This is a genomic window from Halomonas campaniensis, from assembly GCF_014193375.1.
GTDB lineage: Bacteria > Pseudomonadota > Gammaproteobacteria > Pseudomonadales > Halomonadaceae > Halomonas > Halomonas campaniensis.
Genome location: NZ_JACHZF010000005.1, coordinates 16,610 through 34,632, shown reverse-complemented (window position 1 = coordinate 34,632; position 18,023 = coordinate 16,610). Strand labels below are relative to the sequence as shown.

The window sequence follows — 18,023 nt, the reverse complement described above, 5'->3', positions numbered from 1 at the left end:
GACAACATGCACCCTCCATCACACAGTGTGCCCCATGCGTTAGCCAACTTGGGGATTCTATCGTCATGTCGTCAGATGCCGCCGCCGAGGCCAGGGCCTTTCTCGCCCGCCACCCCGAGGTCGATGCCATCGACCTGCTGATCAGCGACCTCAACGGCGTGCTGCGCGGCAAGCGCATCGGCCGCGAGAGCCTGGAGAAGGCCTACACCCAGGGCATCAACCTGCCCGCCTCGGTGTACGCCCTGGACATCCTCGGCAACACCATCGAGGAGACCGGCCTGGGGCTGGCGATCGGCGACGGCGACCGGGTCTGCCGGCCCCTGCCGGGCACCCTGATGCCGACCCCCTGGCGCCGCGGGGGCCGCCAGGCCCAGCTGCTGATGGCGATGGAGGAGGCCGACGGCACGCCCTTCTTCGCCGAACCGCGTCGCGTGCTGGCCCGCCGGCTGGAGCGTCTCGCGGCCCGCGGCCTGACCCCGGTGGTCGCCGTGGAGATGGAGTTCTACCTGGTGGACCGCGAGCGGGGTGAACGGGGCATGATCCAGCCGCCGTGCTCGCCGGCCACCGGCGAGCGGGCGTCCCAGAGCCAGCTCTACTCGGTCACCGAGCTCGACGAGTATGCCGCCTTCCTGGGCGAGGTGCAGGCCGCCGCCGAGGTCCAGGGCCTGCCCCTGGACACCATGCTCAAGGAGTGCGCCCCGGGGCAGTTCGAGATCACCCTCCGGCACGGCGCCGACGTCCTGGCCGCCTGCGATGCCGCGGTGCTGCTCAAGCGGCTGATCAAGGGGGTGGCGCAGAACCACGGCGTCGAGGCCACCTTCATGGCCAAGCCCTACGGCCTGGAGGCGGGCAACGGCACCCATGTCCACGTCAGCCTGCTGGATGCGGCCGGCGACAACGTCTTCGCCGCCGAGGCGGGGGACCCGCTCGGCACCCCTGCGCTGAAGCAGGCCATCGCCGGGCTGCTCGACCTGATGCCGGCCAGCATGGCGCTGTTCGCCCCCAACCTGAACTCCTTCCGCCGCTTCCAGCCGGGGCTCTACGTGCCCATGGCGCCCACCTGGGGCTTCGACAACCGCTCGGTGGCGGTGCGCATCCCCTCGGGCCCCAACGCGGCGCGTCGCCTCGAGCACCGCGTGGCGGGGGCGGACGCCAACCCCTACCTGCTGATGGCGGCGCTGCTGGCCGGCATCGAGCACGGCCTGGCCGGAGAGCTCAGCCCGCCCGCGCCGGTCACCGGCAACGCCTACGAGCAGTTCCCGCCCAGCCTCACCAACAGCTGGTGCCAGGCCCTCGACCTGCTCGAGGCCAGCGAGCCCTTGAACGCGGCGCTGGGCGAGGACTTCCTCGGGGTGTTCCTGGCCAACCGCCGCGCCGAGCGCGACCAGGCCATGCAGCACGTCAGTCGCCTCGAGCACGACTGGTACCTGCGCCATGTCTGAGCCCCTCGGCCCCTCGTACTACGCCGCCTCCATCGTCGAGGCATCCGGCTATCCGCGCCTGGAGGGCGAGCACCGCGTCGATGTGGCCATCGTCGGCGGCGGCTTCACCGGCGTGGCCACGGCGGTGGAGCTCGCCGAGCGGGGCTATCGGGTCGCGGTGGTCGAGGCCAACCGGATCGGCTGGGGGGCCAGCGGGCGCAACGGCGGCCAGGTCACCGGCAGCCTCTCGGGGGAGGCGACCATGCGGCGGCAGATGCGCCGCACCCTGGGCGAGGAGGCCGCGGACTTCATCTGGCACCTGCGCTGGCGGGGCCACGAGATCATCCGCCGCCGCGTCGAGACCTACGCCATCCGCTGCGACCTCAAGCACGGCCACCTGCAGGCCGCCTGGCAGCCGAGCCACCTGGCGGCGCTGCGGGACGACTTCGAGGCCTGCCAGGCCCATGGCATGGGCGACCACGTCGCCTGGCTGGACCGGGACCGGGTCGGTGAGCTGCTCGGCACCCGGCGCTACCATGGCGCCCTGCGCAACGACTACAACATGCACCTGCACCCGCTGAACCTCTGCCTGGGCGAGGCCCGGGCGGCCGCGGGGCTCGGCGCGCTGATCTTCGAGGATTCGCCGGTGATGGAGATCACCCACGGGGCGGCGCCGGCGGTGGTCACGGAGCGCGGCCGGGTGGTCGCCGACAGCGTGATCCTGGCCGGCAACGCCTATCACCGCCTGGAGCGGCGGCGGCTGGGCGGCCGGCTCTTCCCGGCCTCGCTGGGGATCGTCGCCACCGCCCCGCTGGACGCCGCCACGGCGGCCGCGATCAACCCCGAGGACCTCGCGGTCTACGACACCCGCTTCGTGCTCGACTACTACCGGCTCACCGCCGACCGCCGGCTGCTGTTCGGCGGCGGGGCCAACTACTCGGGACGCCACTCGCCGGACATCGCCGCCGAGCTGCGCCCGCGCCTGGAGCACACCTTTCCGCAGCTCGAGGGGGTAGCGATCGACTTCGCCTGGCAGGGCATGGCGGGCATCGTGATCAATCGCGTGCCCATGCTGGGCCGACTGTCCCCCAACGTCTACTACGCCCAGGGCTACTCGGGGCACGGCATCGCCACCTCCCACATCGTCGGCGAGATCCTCGCCGAGGCGGTCGGCGGCAGCCTGGAGGCCTTCGACGCCTTCGCCGAGGTGAGGCACTGGCGGGTCCCCTTCGGCGACCGCCTGGGCAACGCCCTGCTGGCCGCCGGCATGGGCTACTACCGGCTGCGGGAACGGCTGCGCTGAGCGCGCCGCCGCCCGCCTCGCCTCACCCCTCCGCGGGGATCGCCGCTTCCCAGTTCGGCTGCCCCTCCTCGAGGGGCACACGATCCCCCTGGGGCGCGCGGTCCAGGCGGCTGGTCTGCATGACCTCCCCGTAGCGCCAGGTCACCTCGTAGCCGTCGGGTTCCTGATGGGTCTCCACCACGGTGTGGCACTCCTGGCGCGTGGTGGTCTGCGGCGCCTGGGACTGGGCCGCCTGGGCGTGCTGGCGCGCCTCGACGCGCTCCTGCACCTCGCGGCCGGCCAGGCCGCCGCCCACGGCGCCGGCCACGGTGGCGAGCTTCTTGCCGCTGCCGCCGCCCACCTGGTTGCCCAGCAGGCCGCCGACGATGGCCCCCGCGGCGGTGCCGACCACCCGGTGGGGGTCGCGGCTTCCCCCCTGACTCGGGGCGGCCTGGGGCGCGACCTGCACCACCACCTCCTCGCAGACCTCGCGAGGCGTCTCCACGCTGCGCGACAGGGCCTCGACGCCGACGATCTCGGCGTACTCCGGCCCTCGCTCCTGCTGCTGGACCTGCCAGGCACCGAAGGCCAGGCCGCCAAGACCCAGCACGGCCAGGGTGGTTCCTACCATTATCGACTTGCTCATTGTTCACCTCCTGGAGGGCGCAGGGGCGCCTCTTGGACTGACGATTCAAGGCCTCGTGGCCGCAGGCTCGCTCCAGGCGTGCATGACGAAGGGAAAAGAAAGGACGATGAGGGGCGGTGCATCCTGCTCCGCCCGGTCGTGCCACAGTATAGGCCTACGGACCGCCCGCGGGAGCCGTGGTGGCCGGCTTCCACATTATCTGACCGACTGTCTCCCCGCGGCGACACCCGCACCGGACGCCGCGGCGTGGAGGTCGCGGGCGACCGGACCACGGTCGAGGACAGGCCGGCCTCAGAGGCCCAGGCGGTCGCGGGTCGAGTAGTACCAGGCGCCCAGTGCCGAGAGCGGCACCCGCAGCAGGCGCCCGCCGGGGAACGGCAGGTGGGGAAGGCCGGCGAAGGCGTCGAAGCGCTCGCCCTGGCCGTGCATCACCTCGGCGATCAGCTTGCCCGCCAGATGGGTGCAGGTCACGCCGTGGCCGGAATAGCCCTGGGCGTAGTAGACGTTGCCGTTGACCACCCCGAACTGGGGCAGGCGGCTCAGGGTCATCAGGAAGGTCCCGCTCCAGGCGTACTCCACCTTCACGTCGGCAAGCGACGGAAAGGTCCTGAGCATCTTGGGCCGGATGACGCCCTCGATGTCGGCGGGGTCGTCGCCGCCGTAGTTGACCCCGCCGCCGTAGAGCAGGCGGTTGTCGCGGGTCAGGCGATAGTAGTCGAGCAGGTAGTTGCAGTCCTCCACCGCCAGGCCGTTGGGGATCAGCTCGCGGGCCCGCGCCTCACCCAGCGGCTCGGTGGTGATGATCTGGGTCCCGCAGGGCATCGAGCGCCCCTCGATCTCGGGAAGCACGCCGCGCAGGTAGGCGTTGCCGGCCATCACCACCCGCTCGGCGCGCACGCAGCCGCCGGCGGTGCGCACCGTGACGGGCTCGCCGTGCTCCACGGCGGTGACCGGGGAGTGCTCGAGGATGCGCCCGCCCAGCGACTCCAGCGCCGCGGCCTGGCCCAGCACCAGGTTGAGGGGGTGCAGGTGGCCGCCACCGTGGTCCACCAGCGCGCCCACGTAGCGTTCGCTGTTCACCTCGCGCTTCAGCGCCTCGCCCTCCAGCAGCTCGAGTTCCCGGTAGCCGTAGCGCTCCCAGAGCGCCTGGTGCTCGCGCAGCCCCGCCAGCTGCCTGGCGTTGCAGGCGGCGAAGAGGTTGCCGTCGGCGAGGTCGCAGTCGATGCCGTAACGCGCCACGCGCTCGCGGATGATGCGGTTGCCCTCGAAGGCCATGTCGCCGAGCGCCCGTGCGGTCTCGGCGCCGTACTTCGCCTCGATCACGTCCATGTCGCGGCTGTAGCTGTTGACGATCTGGCCGCCATTGCGCCCGGAGGCGCCGTAGCCGACCCGCACGGCCTCCAGTACCACCACCGAGAGCCCGCGTTCGGCCAGGTGCAGGGCGGCGGAGATGCCGGTGAAGCCGCCCCCCACCACGCAGACATCGCAGGTGATCTCGCCGTCCAGGGCGGGGCGCTCCGGCGCCGGGTTGGCGGTCGCCGCATACCAGGATGCGGCATGGCCGCGGTCGAACGAGACAGACATGGGAGCTCCCGGATGGTGATTTTAATCAACGGATATTAACGATGATACCCGCACAGGCGGTGACACTACAATCCACGTGACATGGATTGCTCAACACTCGAGGAGGAAGGCTGCCGCGCCCCGCTGGAGCGCCCGCCCCGGCCGGCTCAGGCCCCCTCCTCCGCCGCCGCCAGGGCCTGGCGGCGGCGCGCCTCGCTGCGGCGCATGAAGTACCAGGCCAGGAAGGTGGCCAGCGACACCGTCAGGATGATCAGGGTGGCCAGGGCGTTGATCTTGGGCGAGACGCCCATGCGCACCGAGGAGAACACCACCATGGGCAGGGTGGTGGCCCCGGGGCCGGAGACGAAGCTGGCGATCACCAGGTCGTCAAGCGACAGGGTGAAGGCCAGCAGCCAGCCGGCGGCCAGGGCCGGGGCGATCACCGGCAGGGTGATCTGGAAGAAGGTCTTCACCGGCGGCGCGCCCAGGTCCATGGCCGCCTCCTCGATGGAGCGATCCACCTCGCGCAGCCGCGACGAGACCACCACCGCCACGTAGGCGCTGCAGAAGGTGGTGTGGGCGATCCAGATGGTGACCATGCCGCGGTCGGCCGGCCAGCCGATGATCTGGGCCATCTGCACGAACAGCAGCAGCAGCGACAGGCCGGTGATCACCTCGGGCATCACCAGCGGTGCGGTGACCATGCTGGAGAGCGCGGTCTTGCCGCGGAAGCGGGCGAACCGGGTCATCACGAAGGCCGCCAGGGTGCCCAGGCAGACCGCCATGGAGGCCGCAAAGAAGGCGATGCGCAGGCTGGTCCATACCGCCGCCAGGATCTGGCGGTCGCGCAGCAGCTCCAGGTACCAGCGCCCGGAGAAGCCCGCCCACACCGTGACCAGCCGCGAGGAGTTGAAGGAGTAGAACACCAGCACGACCATCGGCAGGTAGAGGAACAGCAGGCCGAGGATCAGCATCACCGTGGTGAACGAGGGCTTGCGGGTCATGTCACTCCTCCAGTTCGCAGGACTGGTAGCGATGGAACAGCGCGATGGGGATCAGCAGCAGCAGCAGCATCACCATGGCGAGCGCCGAGGCCACCGGCCAGTCGCGGTTGTGGAAGAACTCCTCCCACAGCACCTTGCCGATCATCAGCGTGTTGGGGCCGCCGAGCAGTTCGGGGATCACGTACTCCCCCACCGCGGGGATGAACACCAACATGGAGCCGGCGATGATGCCTCCCTTCGAGAGCGGCAGGGTCACCTTGAGGAAGGTGTTGAACTTCCGCGAGCCCAGGTCCGAGGCGGCCTCCAGCAGCGAGCCGTCGAGCCGGGTCAGGTTGGCGTAGAGCGGCAGGATCATGAACGGCAGGTAGGCGTAGACGATGCCCAGCATCACCGCGAAGTTGGTGTTCATCATGCGGATCGGCGAATCGATCAGCCCGACCCACAGCAGCAGGTTGTTGAGCAGGCCGGTGTTGCTGAGGATCCCCATCCAGGCGTAGACGCGGATCAGGAAGGAGGTCCAGGAGGGCAGCATCACCAGCAGCAGCAGCACCAGCTGCCAGCGCGCCGGCGCCCGGGCCATGGCGTAGGCCATGGGGTAGCCGATCAGCAGGCAGAAGACGGTGGAGAGGAAGGCGATCTTCACCGAGCCCCAGTAGGCCGACACGTAGAGGGAGTCGGAGAGCAGGAACAGGTAGTTGCCGAGGTTGAGGGCAACGTTGAGGGTCTCGGCGCTGTAGTCGAGGATCGCCGCGTAGGGCGGCACCGAGATGGCCGCCTCCGAGAGGCTGATCTTGAGCACGATGGCGAAGGGCGCCAGGAAGAACAGCGTCAGCCACACCAGCGGCACGGCGATGACCCAGCCGCGGCGCGGGCGCAGCCAGCGGCGCAGCCGCGGGACGGGAGATGGCGTCATGTCGGACCTCACCTTGAGCCGGGCTCAGTCATGCAGGACGACGGCGCTGCGGTCGTCCCAGTGGATGAACACGCGGTCGTCCCAGCTCGGCCGGTCGCCGCGCCGCTCGACGTTGGTCATGCTGACCTTGACCAGGTGGCCCTGCTCGGTGCGCACGAAGTAGACCGAGAGCCCGCCCAGGTAGGCGATGTCCTCCACCGTGCCCGCCGCCCAGTTGTAGTCGCCCTCGGGCGTCTCGCGACCCAGCCAGGTCTTCTCCGGGCGCACCGCCACCCACACCCGCCGCTCGTCGGCCTGGGTGCTGACCCCGTGGCTGATGTAGATCCGCCGGCCCAGCTGGGGGCTCTCGATGATGCAGTGGTCGGCCTCGTCGGCGACGATCTCCCCCTCGAAGAGGTTCACGGTGCCGACGAACTCGGCCACCATGCGGCTCGCCGGGCTCTCGTAGACATCCATGGGGGTACCGACCTGGGCGATCCAGCCATCGGCCATGATGGCCACCCGGTCGGCCATGGTCATGGCCTCCTCCTGGTCGTGGGTGACCATGATGCAGGTCACCCCGACCCGCTCGAGGATCTGCACCACCTCGAGCTGCATCTCGGTGCGCAGCTTCTTGTCCAGCGCGCCCATGGGCTCGTCCAGCAGCAGCAGCTTGGGCCGCTTGGCCAGTGACCGCGCCAGCGCCACCCGCTGGCGCTGGCCGCCGGAGAGCTGGTGGGGCTTGCGCTTCGCGAAGGCCTCCATGTGCACCAGCTTGAGCATCTCGGCGACCCGGTCGCGGATCTCGTCCCGGGGCAGCCGGTCCTGCTTGAGGCCGAAGGCGATGTTCTGCTCCACCGTCATGTGCGGGAAGAGCGCGTAGGACTGGAACATCATGTTGATGGGCCGCTCGTAGGGCGGCATGGCGGTGATGTCCTGGCCGTCGAGGAGGATCTGCCCGTCGCTGGGCTTCTCGAAGCCCGCCAGCATGCGCAGCAGGGTCGACTTGCCGGAGCCGGAGCCCCCCAGCAGGGCGAAGATCTCCCCCCGGCGGATGGTCAGGTTGACGTCGTCCACCGCCAGCGCCCCGTCGAAGCGCTTGGTGATGCGGCGGATCTCGACCAGCACGTCGTCGCTGGGACGACGGCCGGGGGCGCTCCCGGGCCGGGCGGTGTCGGCCGCCGCGTCGGGTCGCTCGCGACCCGAGAGCGCCGTCTGGGATGGGGCCATGGTGGGGTCTCCGTGGCAGTTGTCTGGCGCGGGGCCCGCTGCCGGGCCGCCGCGACTGTCGGGGGCCGGCCCGGCGGGCCGGCCGGTCATGGCTACATGCCGGACTTGACGCGATTCCAGACCCGGGTGCGGATCCGCTGCACGGCCAGCGGCTTCTCCTCGGCCACGTAGAGGTTGTCCATCACCGCCTGGTCGGGATAGATCGAGGTGTCCGCGAGGATCTCGGGGTCGAGGTAGTCGTTGGCCGCCCGGTTGGGGTTGGCATAGACCACGTACTCGGTGATCGCGGCGGCGATCTCGGGCTCGAGGATGAAGTTGATGAAGGCGTGGGCGTTGTCGGGGTTCGGCGCGTCGGCGGGGATCGCCATCATGTCGAACCACAGCGCCGCGCCCTCCTTGGGGATGCTGTAGGCGATGGTGAAGTCGCGTCCGGCCTCCTCGGCACGATCGGCGGCCTGGAAGATGTCGCCGGAGTAGCCCGCCGCCACGCAGATGTCGCCGTTGGCGAGGTCCGAGATGTAGCGCGACGAGTGGAAGTAGGTGATGTTGTCGCGCACCGCGGCGATCAGGTCACCGGCGGCCTCCAGGTCCTCGCGCTCCTCGGAGAGCGGCGAGAGGCCCAGGTAGGCCATGGCCGGCGAGAGCATCTCGTCGCCGGAGTCGAGCATGGAGATGCCGCAGCCCCCCTCGCGCAGCGCGGCGGTCACCTCGGGTTCGAAGATCAGCGCCCAGGAGTCGGTGGGCGCGTCCTCGCCGAGGATCTCGGTGACCCGGTCGACGTTGTAGCCGATGCCGTTGGTGCCCCACATGTAGGGGACCGAGTAGCGGCTGCCGGGATCCACAGACTCCAGGTCGTCCATCAGGTCGGGGTTGAGGTTGGCCAGGTTGGGCAGCTTGTCGTGGTCCAGCTCCTGGTAGACCCCGGCGCTGACCTGGCGGGTGAGGTAGTGGTTGGAGGGCACCACCACGTCGTAGCCCGAGCGGCCCGCCAGCAGCGCGGCGTCGAGCACCTCGTTGCTGTCGTAGACGTCATACACCACCTCGATGCCGGTGGCCTCGGTGAACTTCTCCAGGGTGTCCGGCGCGATGTAGTCCGACCAGTTGTAGATGCGTACCTCGTTGGCCTGGGCGGCGGCGGCGGCCAGCGCCAGGCTGGCGGTGGCCACGGCCAGGGAGAGTCGCTTGCTGTGCATCATCCTGTCACCTCTTCGTCGCTTGTTGTTATCGGCAGCCCCAACGGCTCGTCCGACTGTGACCCAGCGTACCCAGCCTGCCTCGCGGCGGTCTCAACGCTGGCGAGTGCGCCCGCGGGCGCACGGCGGCCTGCTACACGCTGAGCAGCAGGAACTCCCGCTCCCAGGAGCTGATCACCCGCTTGAAGTTCTCGTTCTCCACCCGCTTCACCGCCACGAAGCCGGTGACGAACTTGCTGCCCATGTAGGTCTCGAGCTCGGCACAGTGCTCCATGCGGTCCAGGGCCTGCTCCAGGGTGAAGGGCAGGCGCAGGTTGCGCCGCTCGAAGGCGCGGCCCTGCACCGGGGCCGAGGGATTGACCTTCTGGATCATGCCCAGGTAGCCGCACAGCAGGCTCGCCGCGATGGCCAGGTAGGCGTTGGCGTCGGCACCCGGCAGGCGGTTCTCCACGCGGCGATTCTGGGGCGTGGAATCCGGCACGCGCAGCCCGCAGGTGCGGTTCTCCTCCCCCCACTCCACGTTCACCGGGGCGGAGGTATCGGGCAGGAAGCGACGGAAGGAGTTGACGTTGGGGGCCATCAGCGGCAGCGCCTCGGGAATGAACTTCTGCAGCCCGCCGAGGTGGTGGAGGAACAGCTGGCTCATGGTGCCGTCGTCGTTGGAGAAGACGCTGCGGCCGCTCTTCGCGTCGAGCACGCTCTGGTGGATGTGCATGGCGCTGCCCGGCTCGTTGGTCACCGGCTTGGCCATGAAGGTGGCCGCCACGTCGTGCTTGAGCGCCGCCTCGCGCATGGTGCGCTTGAACAGGAAGACCTGGTCGGCCAGCACCAGGGGACTGCCGTGACGGAAGTTGATCTCCATCTGGGCGGTGCCCTCCTCGTGGATCAGGGTATCGATGTCGATCCCCTGGGCCTCGCACCAGTCGTACATGTCCTCGAACAGCGGGTCGAACTCGTTGGCGGCGTCGATGGAGAAGGACTGGCGGCCGGTCTCCTGGCGCCCGCTGCGGCCGATGGGCGGCTGCAGCGGGAGGTCGGGGTCCTCGCAGCGCTTGGTCAGGTAGAACTCCATCTCCGGGGCCACCACCGGCTGCCAGCCCTGTTCGGCATAGAGCGCCAGCACCTTCTTGAGCTGGTTGCGTGCCGAGAGCTCGATGGGGTTGCCCATCTTGTCGAAGCAGTCGTGGATCACCTGGGCGGTGGGCTCCAGCGCCCAGGGCACCGGGTAGGCGGCATCCGGGTCCGGCTTGCAGACCATGTCGATATCGGCCGGGTCGAGGAGCGAGTAGTAGAGCTCGTCCTCGACGTAGTCGCCGGTCACCGACTGCAGCAGCACGCTCTCGGGCAGGCGCATGCCCTTCTCGGCCACGAACTTCGAGACCGGGGCGATCTTGCCGCGGGCGATGCCGGTGATGTCCGAGACCAGGCATTCCACCTCGGTGATATGCCGCTCCTTGAGCCAGCTTTCCAGGTCTTTCATGGGAACCTCGTCTGTCGCCCGGTCGTCGGGCGGTCGCTAGAGTCGATCGCGCAGCTTGTAGAAGGTGGTGGCCAGGACCAGCAGCGGCGTGCGCAGCCGCTCGCCGCCCGGGAAACGCCGGTGGGGCATGGCGGCGAAGACGTCGAAGCGCTCGCTCTGCCCGGCGATGGCGTCGCTCATCAGCTTGCCGGCGAGCCCCGCCAGGGCCATGCCGTGCCCGGAGTAGCCCTGGGCATAGTAGAGGTTGCCTTCCACCCGGCCGAAGTCCGGCGCGCGGTTGAGGGTGATCGCCACCTCGCCGCCCCAGCGGTAGTCGATGCCCACGCCGCGCAGGATCGGGAAGAGGCTGGCGATCTTGGCGTCCATCCGCGCCTGGAGCCCTCGCGGCTCGCGCCCGGTATAGCTTACCTCGCCACCGTAGATCAGCCGGCGATCGGCGCTGAGGCGGTAGTAGTCGAGCACGAAGTTGGCGTCCGACAGGGCATCGTTCCTGGGCAGCACCCGGGCGGCGCGCTCGGCCGAGAGGGGCTCGGTGGCGATGATGTAGTTGGCCGCGCGCATCACCCGACCCTCGAGCTGGGGCACCAGCCCGCCCTGGAAGGCGTTGGTGCCCATCACCACGAAGTCGGCGGTCACCCGCCCCCGGGCGGTGGCCACCACGGCGGGCCGGCCGGGACGCACCTCCACCACCGGGCTGCCCGCATGGAGGGTGGCGCCGGCCTGGCGGGCGGCCCGGGCCAGGCCCAGGGTGTAGTTGAGCGGATGCAGGTGCCCGCCCTCGCTCTCGAGGAGCGCCCCGGGGTAGGCGTCGGTGACCACGTGCTCGCGCAGGGCGTCGCCCTCGAGCCAGGTCAGGGCCTGGTAGCCGTAGTCGCGGGCCAGGCGATCGCGGAAGGCCTTGAGCTCGTCCACATGGCGCGGCTTCACCGCGGCATGCAGGTAGCCCCAGGCGAGGTCGCAGGGGATGGCGTGGCGCTCGACCAGGTCGGCGGTGAGGCGCACCGCCTCGCGGCTCATCTCCCAGACCTCCCGGGCCCGTTCGAGGCCCAGCGCCTGCGCCACCGTGGCGATGTCGGTACCCAGCCCCGGCAGGATCTGGCCGCCGCTGCGCCCGGAAGCGCCGTGGCCGATCTCCTCCGCCTCCAGCAGCACCACCCGGTAGCCGCGCTCGGCCAGGTGCAGCGCCGCCGAGCAGCCGGTCACCCCGCCGCCGATCACGCAGACGTCGGCGCGGACCTCGCCCGCCAGGGGCGGGCAGGGGCCGAGGTCGACGGCGATGGAGTCGCGGTACCAGGAGGTGGGGCGCTGGTTCAGCGATGACATGTCGGGAGCCCTTGCGGTCGTGCGCGGTGCGCTGGTTGTTGTTGGGATCGGCATCCTGTGCCCCCTCAGTTTGACACCAGGCGGACAGTCGATGTCAAGTATTCAATAACAACGCTTCCCCGCGGTCTCGCCCTCGCCGGCTGCGACGTCCTCGTCGCCACCTCTGCCCAGCGCCTCGAGGAAGGCATCCAGCACGCGATTCGGGCGGCGGTCGCGACGCGTGATCGCCACGAAGGGCGTCAAGAAATGACAATCATCGGGACACAGCGGGCGCAGGCGCCCCTCCGCCACCCAGGAGGCCGCCTGGTGCTCGGGCAGGTAGCCGATGTAGGCCCCGGTGAGGATCAGGAAGGCGGCGCCCTCGCGATCGGAGGCGGTCGCGGTGGCGTGCAGCCGGGCATGCTGGCGTCGTGCCCCCTCGGGCAGCGGGTAGGAGGGCACCACGGCATCGAGCTCGCCCAGCGCCGAGGGGGCGGGGTCGGCCCGGAACAGCGGGTGCCCCGCGCCGCAGTAGAGGCGCGAGACCTCGTGGTAGAGCGGGCGCGCCTCGAGGCTCGCGGGCAGGTTGACGTCCGGGACCACGCCGAGGTGGAGGCGGCCGTCCAGCACCGCCCGGGCGATCTCGCCGGGCGGCTCCATCTGCATGTTGATGCGCACCTCGGGGCCGCTCGCCTTGAGCTCGGCCAGGGCGTGGGTGATGCGCATCCGGGGCAGGGTCACCAGGGTATCGGTGATGCCGATGTTGAAGTCGCCACGCAGGTGGTCATGCAGGGCGTTGACCTCGGTGCGGAAGGTCTCGAGGCTGGCCAGCAGCGTCTCGGTGGCCTCCAGCACCTCGCGCCCCTCCTCGGTGAGGGAGAAGCCGGCGCGCCCTCGCCGGCACAGCCGCAGGCCCAGCCGTCGCTCCAGGTCACCCATGTGCAGGCTGATCGCCGAGCGGCTGAGGCCGAGCTCCGCCTCGGCAGCGGAGAAGCCGCCGCACTCGGCGACCGCGCGGAAGACCCGCAGCAGGCGGATATCGAAGTCGGTGACGCGGCCCGGGAAGGCCTGGTGGCGCGCCATGGCCTCAGCCGCCGCAGACCGGGCAGGCCGGGTCGCGGGGCACCCGGAAGTGGCGCCACTGGCCGGTGAGGCCGTCGAAGGTGGAGAGCCCCCGGTGGGGCGTGCCGGCGCCGCTGAGCAGCTTGATCGCCTCCAGGGCCTGGAAGCTGCCGACCAGCCCCACCAGGGGCGCCACCACGCCGCTCTCGGCGCAGGAGAGCGCCTCGTCGCCGCTGTCGTCCGGCGGGTAGAGGCAGGCGTAGCAGGGGCCCTCGGGATCGCGGGGATCGAAGACCGCCAGCTGGCCCGAGAAACGTATCGCCGCCCCCGAGACCAGCGGCACCCCGGCGGCCCGACAGGCGGCGTTGATGGCGTAGCGGCTGGAGAAGCGGTCGGTGCAGTCGAGCACCACGTCGGCCGCGGCCACCGCCGCCGCCAGGGCCTCGCCCGCCAGGTGGGTCTCCACCGCCTCGATCCGGCACTCGGGGTTCAGGCCCAGCGCCGACTCACGGGCCGAGGCCGCCTTGTTGCGGCCGAGGTCCGCCTCACCGTGGGCGATCTGGCGCTGCAGGTTGGAGAGCTCCACCGCGTCGGCATCGGCCAGGGTCAGGCGCCCGACCCCGGCGGCGGCGAGATAGAGGGCCACCGGCGAGCCGAGCCCGCCGGCACCGACCACCAGGGCATGGCCGGCCAGCAGCCGCTCCTGGCCCTCGATGTCGATGGCCTCGAGCATGATCTGGCGGCTGTAGCGCAGCAGCGCCCGGTCGTTCATGGGGGGACTCACTTGCTGTCGAACTCCTCGATATCGGGCACGTGGAGGGAGAACTCTTCCTTGACCTCCTCCATCACCACGTAGCTCTTGGACTCCTTGACCCCGGGCAGGGTCAGCACCACGTCGCCGAGCAGCTGGCGATAGGCGGACATCTCCGGGATCCGGCACTTGAGGATGTAGTCGAACTGCCCCGACACCAGGTGGCACTCCTGGATCTGGGGCAGCTTGGCCACGGCGCGGCGGAACTCGTCGAACACCGCCGGCGACTGGGTCTCCAGGCTGATCTCGACGAACACCAGCAGGTTGGCCTTGAGCGCCCGGGGATCGAGCACCGCCTTGTAGCCGCGGATCACCCCGGCCCGTTCCAGGCGCTTGACGCGCTCCAGGCACGGCGTGGTGGAGAGGCCCACCTGGGCGGCCAGGTCCACGTAGGAGATGCGGGCGTTCTCCTGCAGGCAGCGCAGGATCTTCAGGTCGATGCGGTCGAGCGAGCGGGTCTTGGCTTTCATTGTCGTCTGGGTTCACGCCGGTCGGAGGAGTGGCTGGGCCCGCCACCATGACAGGCGATTCGACTGGAAATACCCGGGCCGGCAGGGGCGCTGTGGTGTTCGGTCCGGAAATCACGGCGGCGGCTGGAAATTTCACCTGCTGAAGGTGTACCACAGCCGAGCGCACCACTGCCAGCCGCCCCCTCAACGCCCCGGGCCTCGAGGACGACGCCTGTCGCGCGGGGCCGTCCCGGCGCCAGAGGCCCGGCTCAACGCCCCGCCGTCCTCCCCAGGCTGACCCGCTCGTGGCCGCCGAGATCGCGCCGCGAGGCGACCTCGCCATAGCCGGCTGCCACCAGCGCCTCGCGCACCGCCGCCCCCTGCTCGGCGCCGTGCTCCAGCAGCAGCCAGCCGCCGGGCAGCAGGTGGCCGCGGGCCTGGTCCACCAGGCGGCGCAGGTCGGCCAGGCCGCGCTCCCCGGCCACCAGCGCCGAGCGCGGCTCGAAGCGCACGTCGCCACGGGCCAGGTGCGGGTCGTCATCGGCGAGATAGGGCGGGTTGGAGACGATCAGCGCGAAGCGCTCGGCGGCCTCGCCCTCGCCCAGCGCCGAGAACCAGTCGCTCTGCCGGAACGCGGCGTTGCCCAGCCGGTGGCGCTCGGCGTTGCGCCGGGCGAGCGCCACCGCCTCGGGCCGGATGTCGACGCCGAGCACCCGCCAGCCGGGTCGCTCGCTGGCGAACGCCAGGGCGATGGCACCGCTGCCGGTGCCCAGGTCGAGCAGCCGGCCGCCGGCCGCCACGGCCCGCTCCAGGGCCGCCTCCACCAGGGTCTCGGTATCGGGGCGGGGGATCAGGGTGCTGGGGTCGGTGGCCAGCCGCAGCCCCCAGAACTCCCGCTCCCCGGTGAGGTAGGCCACCGGCCGGCCGGCGGCACGGGCCGCCACCAGCGCCTCGAAGCGGGCGCGCTCGAGGGTCGGCGCCGGGCGATCCCCCCAGGTGTAGAGCCAGGTGCGGTCGACGCCGAGCACGTGGCAGAGCAGCACCTCGGCATCCAGGCGCGCCGTGGGCGAGCCGGCGGCCTGCAGCCGCCCGGCGGCCCGGGCCAGCAGCGCATCGAGGCGCACGCTCCCGCCCGGCACGTCAGGCCTCCTGCTGCAGGGCGGCGAGCTGCTCCGCCTGGTACTCGTGGATCAGCGGCTCGATCACCTCGTCGAGCTGCTCGCCGCTGATCACCTCGCCGAGCTTGTAGAGGGTGAGGTTGATGCGGTGGTCGGTGACCCGCCCCTGGGGGAAGTTGTAGGTGCGGATGCGCTCGCTGCGATCCCCCGAGCCCACCAGGCTCTTGCGCTCGTCGGCCTGGGCCTGGCGGGCGGAGGACTCGGCGCTCTGCTTGAGGCGGGCAGCCAACAGCGACATGGCCTTGGCGCGGTTCTTGTGCTGGCTGCGCTCCTCCTGACACTCCACCACCACCCCGCTGGGCAGGTGGGTGATGCGGATGGCGGAGTCGGTGGTGTTGACATGCTGGCCGCCGGCGCCGCTGGAGCGGAAGGTATCCACCCGCAGGTCGGCGGGGTTGATCTCGATGTCGCCCACCGCATCGGCCTCGGGCATCACCGCCACGGTGCAGGCGGAGGTATGGATGCGCCCCTGGGACTCGGTGGCCGGCACCCGCTGCACCCGATGGGCACCGGACTCGAACTTGAGGCGCGCATAGACGCCGTCGCCCTTGACCCGCGAGATGATCTCCTTGTAGCCGCCCTGCTCGCCGTGGCTGGCGCTGACCACCTCCACCTTCCAGCCGCGCTTCTCGGCGTAGCGGGCGTACATGCGGAACAGGTCGCCGGCGAACAGCGCCGCCTCGTCGCCGCCGGTACCGGCGCGCACCTCGAGGAAGACGCTGCGGTCATCGTCCGGGTCGCGGGGCACCAGCAGCTGCTTGAGCCGCACGTCGAGCGCCTCGAGCTTCTCGCGCCCCTCGGCCAGTTCCAGCTCGGCCAGCTCGCGCATCTCCGGGTCGCTGTCGGAGGCGAGCTGCTCGGCGCCCTCGATGTCCCCCTCGATGGCACGATACTCGCGCCAGGCCTCGACCAGCGCCTCGAGCTCGGCATATTCGCGGGAGTAGTCGCGGAACCGGGACTGGTCACCGATCACCTCGGGCTCCGCCAGCAGGGCGGAGAGCTCCTCGAAGCGCTCGCCGAAGGCGTCCAGGCGCTGACGCAGGGATGCTTTCATGAATCGGTCCTATCGGGTCTTGTCGGGGGAGGCTTCGAGCAGCAGCGTGGCGGCGGCCTCGAGCAGGTCGTGGCGCTCGGCGGAGGCCGCCTCGCGCAGCGCCACGGTGGGGCGATGCAGCAGGCGGTTGGTCAGCTGGTGGGCCAGGCGGTGGATCACCGCCTCGGGATCCTCGCCGCGCGCCAGGCGGGCCAGGGCCTGCTGCTCGGAGAGTTCGCGCAGCGCCACGGCGCTCTCGCGGTAGTCGCGGATCAGCTCGCCGCCGCCGCGGATGCGCCGCTCGTGGAGCCAGGCGCCCACGCCGTGCTCGATCAGCGACTCGGCCTGGTCGGCGGCCACCTGGCGGTGGCGACGGTTCTCCTCGATCACCTCCTGCAGGTCATCGACGGTATAGAGGAAGATGTCGGCGAGCTGGCCCACCTCGGGCTCGATGTCCCGGGGCACGGCGATATCGACCATGAAGATGGGGCGGTGGCGGCGCTTCTTCAGCGCCCGCTCCACCATCCCCTTGCCGAGGATCGGCAGGGGCGCCGCGGTGGAGGAGATGACGATGTCGGCGTCCACCAGGGCGTCGGGGATCTCGTCGAGGGTGATCGCGCGGCCGGCCAGCGGGGCGGCGAGCAGCTCGGCCCGTTCGCGGGTGCGGTTGGCCACGGTCAGCTGGCGCACCCCCGCCTCGTGCAGGTGGCGCGCCACCAGCTCGATGGTCTCGCCGGCGCCGATCAGCAGCGCCCGGGCGCGGCCGAAGTCATCGAAGATCCGGCTGGCCAGGCTCACCGCCGCATAGGCCACCGACACCGGGTTGCGGCCGATACCGGTCTCGGTGCGCACCTGCTTGGCCACGGCGAAGGTGTGCTGGAAGAGGCACTCCAGCTCCTTGCCGAGCCCCCTGGCGTGGCGGCTGGCCTGGTAGGCGTCCTTGAGCTGGCCGAGGATCTGGGGCTCGCCCAGCACCATGGAGTCGAGCCCCACGGCGACCCGCATCAGGTGACGTGCCGCCTCGTTGTCCAGGTAGTGGTAGGCGCAGCGCGACAGGTCCTCGACCGCCAGGCCGTGGAAGCGTCCCAACCAGTCGAGCACCACCCGCTCGCCCTGCTCTTCGGTGATGCAGTAGAGCTCGGTGCGGTTGCAGGTGGAGAGGACCGCCGCCTCCTTGACCTCGGGCAGGCCGCGCAGTTCGCCGAGCGCCGACTCCAGCTGGGTCGGCGTGAAGGCAACCTGCTCACGCACCTCCACGGTCGCGGTCCGATGATTGATTCCCAGGGCAAGCAGCGTCATGCGTCGGAGGTCTTCGCTAGTGGCATCCGGCAACGGCGGAGTCGTGAAATGAAGGCCATGAGTCTACCACAGCGAAATCCCCTTGGGCGCCCCGTGCCGGGCTATCGCGCCAGGAGATGACGCGGCGCAAGGGCGATGTCCTTTGCCCGCACCGGCCGAGCCGTTATGCTGGCGGCTC

16 protein-coding genes are annotated in these 18,023 nt (G+C 70.8%); 2 read left to right on the top strand and 14 right to left on the bottom strand.

Annotated elements, in window-relative coordinates; all coding sequences use genetic code 11:
• Positions 1-65: 65 nt before the first annotated feature.
• Together BDK63_RS04025 and BDK63_RS04020 are read left to right on the top strand one after the other, a co-directional pair.
• A complete protein-coding gene (locus tag BDK63_RS04025; RefSeq protein WP_183330045.1) occupies positions 66-1,442 on the top strand; it encodes a glutamine synthetase family protein in 1,377 nt (458 codons plus the stop codon).
• On the top strand, positions 1,435-2,724 hold the full coding sequence (locus BDK63_RS04020; protein ID WP_183330044.1) for an NAD(P)/FAD-dependent oxidoreductase: 1,290 nt from the start codon (positions 1,435-1,437) through the stop codon (positions 2,722-2,724). The genes BDK63_RS04025 and BDK63_RS04020 overlap by 8 nt, the downstream gene beginning before the upstream one ends.
• Before the next feature lie 22 nt (positions 2,725-2,746).
• Here BDK63_RS04020 and BDK63_RS04015 read toward each other — a convergent pair whose 3' ends face one another.
• From BDK63_RS04015 to hemA, 14 genes are all read right to left on the bottom strand, one after another.
• Positions 2,747-3,349 (bottom strand): glycine zipper 2TM domain-containing protein, encoded by a 603-nt coding sequence (locus BDK63_RS04015; protein ID WP_183330043.1) that lies wholly within the window; start codon positions 3,347-3,349, stop codon positions 2,747-2,749.
• A gap of 291 nt (positions 3,350-3,640) precedes the next feature.
• A complete protein-coding gene (locus BDK63_RS04010) occupies positions 3,641-4,933 on the bottom strand; it encodes an NAD(P)/FAD-dependent oxidoreductase (protein ID WP_183330042.1) in 1,293 nt (430 codons plus the stop codon).
• A 146-nt stretch (positions 4,934-5,079) separates the two neighbouring features.
• Complete coding sequence (locus BDK63_RS04005; protein WP_183330041.1) at positions 5,080-5,916, bottom strand: ABC transporter permease subunit; 837 nt, start codon at positions 5,914-5,916, stop codon at positions 5,080-5,082.
• Between the two features lies 1 nt (position 5,917).
• Complete coding sequence (locus BDK63_RS04000) at positions 5,918-6,829, bottom strand: ABC transporter permease subunit (RefSeq protein WP_183330040.1); 912 nt, start codon at positions 6,827-6,829, stop codon at positions 5,918-5,920.
• Positions 6,830-6,853: 24 nt separating this feature from the next.
• On the bottom strand, positions 6,854-8,038 hold the full coding sequence (gene potA / locus BDK63_RS03995; protein ID WP_183330039.1) for a polyamine ABC transporter ATP-binding protein: 1,185 nt from the start codon (positions 8,036-8,038) through the stop codon (positions 6,854-6,856).
• Between the two features lie 92 nt (positions 8,039-8,130).
• A complete protein-coding gene (locus BDK63_RS03990) occupies positions 8,131-9,234 on the bottom strand; it encodes a polyamine ABC transporter substrate-binding protein (RefSeq protein ID WP_183330038.1) in 1,104 nt (367 codons plus the stop codon).
• A gap of 130 nt (positions 9,235-9,364) precedes the next feature.
• Positions 9,365-10,711, bottom strand: a complete 1,347-nt coding sequence (locus BDK63_RS03985) for a glutamine synthetase family protein (protein ID WP_183330037.1) — start codon at positions 10,709-10,711, stop codon at positions 9,365-9,367.
• 36 nt (positions 10,712-10,747) lie between these two features.
• Entirely contained in the window at positions 10,748-12,034 is a 1,287-nt protein-coding gene (locus BDK63_RS03980; protein ID WP_183330036.1) for an NAD(P)/FAD-dependent oxidoreductase, read from the bottom strand.
• Between the two features lie 102 nt (positions 12,035-12,136).
• Positions 12,137-13,096, bottom strand: coding sequence for a LysR family transcriptional regulator (locus BDK63_RS03975; protein WP_183330035.1), 960 nt, complete (start codon positions 13,094-13,096; stop codon positions 12,137-12,139).
• A 4-nt stretch (positions 13,097-13,100) separates the two neighbouring features.
• A complete protein-coding gene (locus tag BDK63_RS03970; protein WP_183330214.1) occupies positions 13,101-13,847 on the bottom strand; it encodes a HesA/MoeB/ThiF family protein in 747 nt (248 codons plus the stop codon).
• 8 nt (positions 13,848-13,855) lie between these two features.
• On the bottom strand, positions 13,856-14,356 hold the full coding sequence (locus tag BDK63_RS03965; protein ID WP_183330034.1) for an Lrp/AsnC ligand binding domain-containing protein: 501 nt from the start codon (positions 14,354-14,356) through the stop codon (positions 13,856-13,858).
• A gap of 248 nt (positions 14,357-14,604) precedes the next feature.
• A complete protein-coding gene (prmC, locus tag BDK63_RS03960; RefSeq protein WP_183330213.1) occupies positions 14,605-15,459 on the bottom strand; it encodes a peptide chain release factor N(5)-glutamine methyltransferase in 855 nt (284 codons plus the stop codon).
• A gap of 16 nt (positions 15,460-15,475) precedes the next feature.
• Entirely contained in the window at positions 15,476-16,567 is a 1,092-nt protein-coding gene (gene prfA / locus BDK63_RS03955; RefSeq protein ID WP_183330033.1) for a peptide chain release factor 1, read from the bottom strand.
• Between the two features lie 9 nt (positions 16,568-16,576).
• The gene (gene hemA / locus BDK63_RS03950; protein ID WP_183330032.1) at positions 16,577-17,845 is read right to left on the bottom strand and encodes a glutamyl-tRNA reductase; all 1,269 of its coding nucleotides are present in this window, start codon (positions 17,843-17,845) and stop codon (positions 16,577-16,579) included.
• Positions 17,846-18,023: the final 178 nt, after the last annotated feature.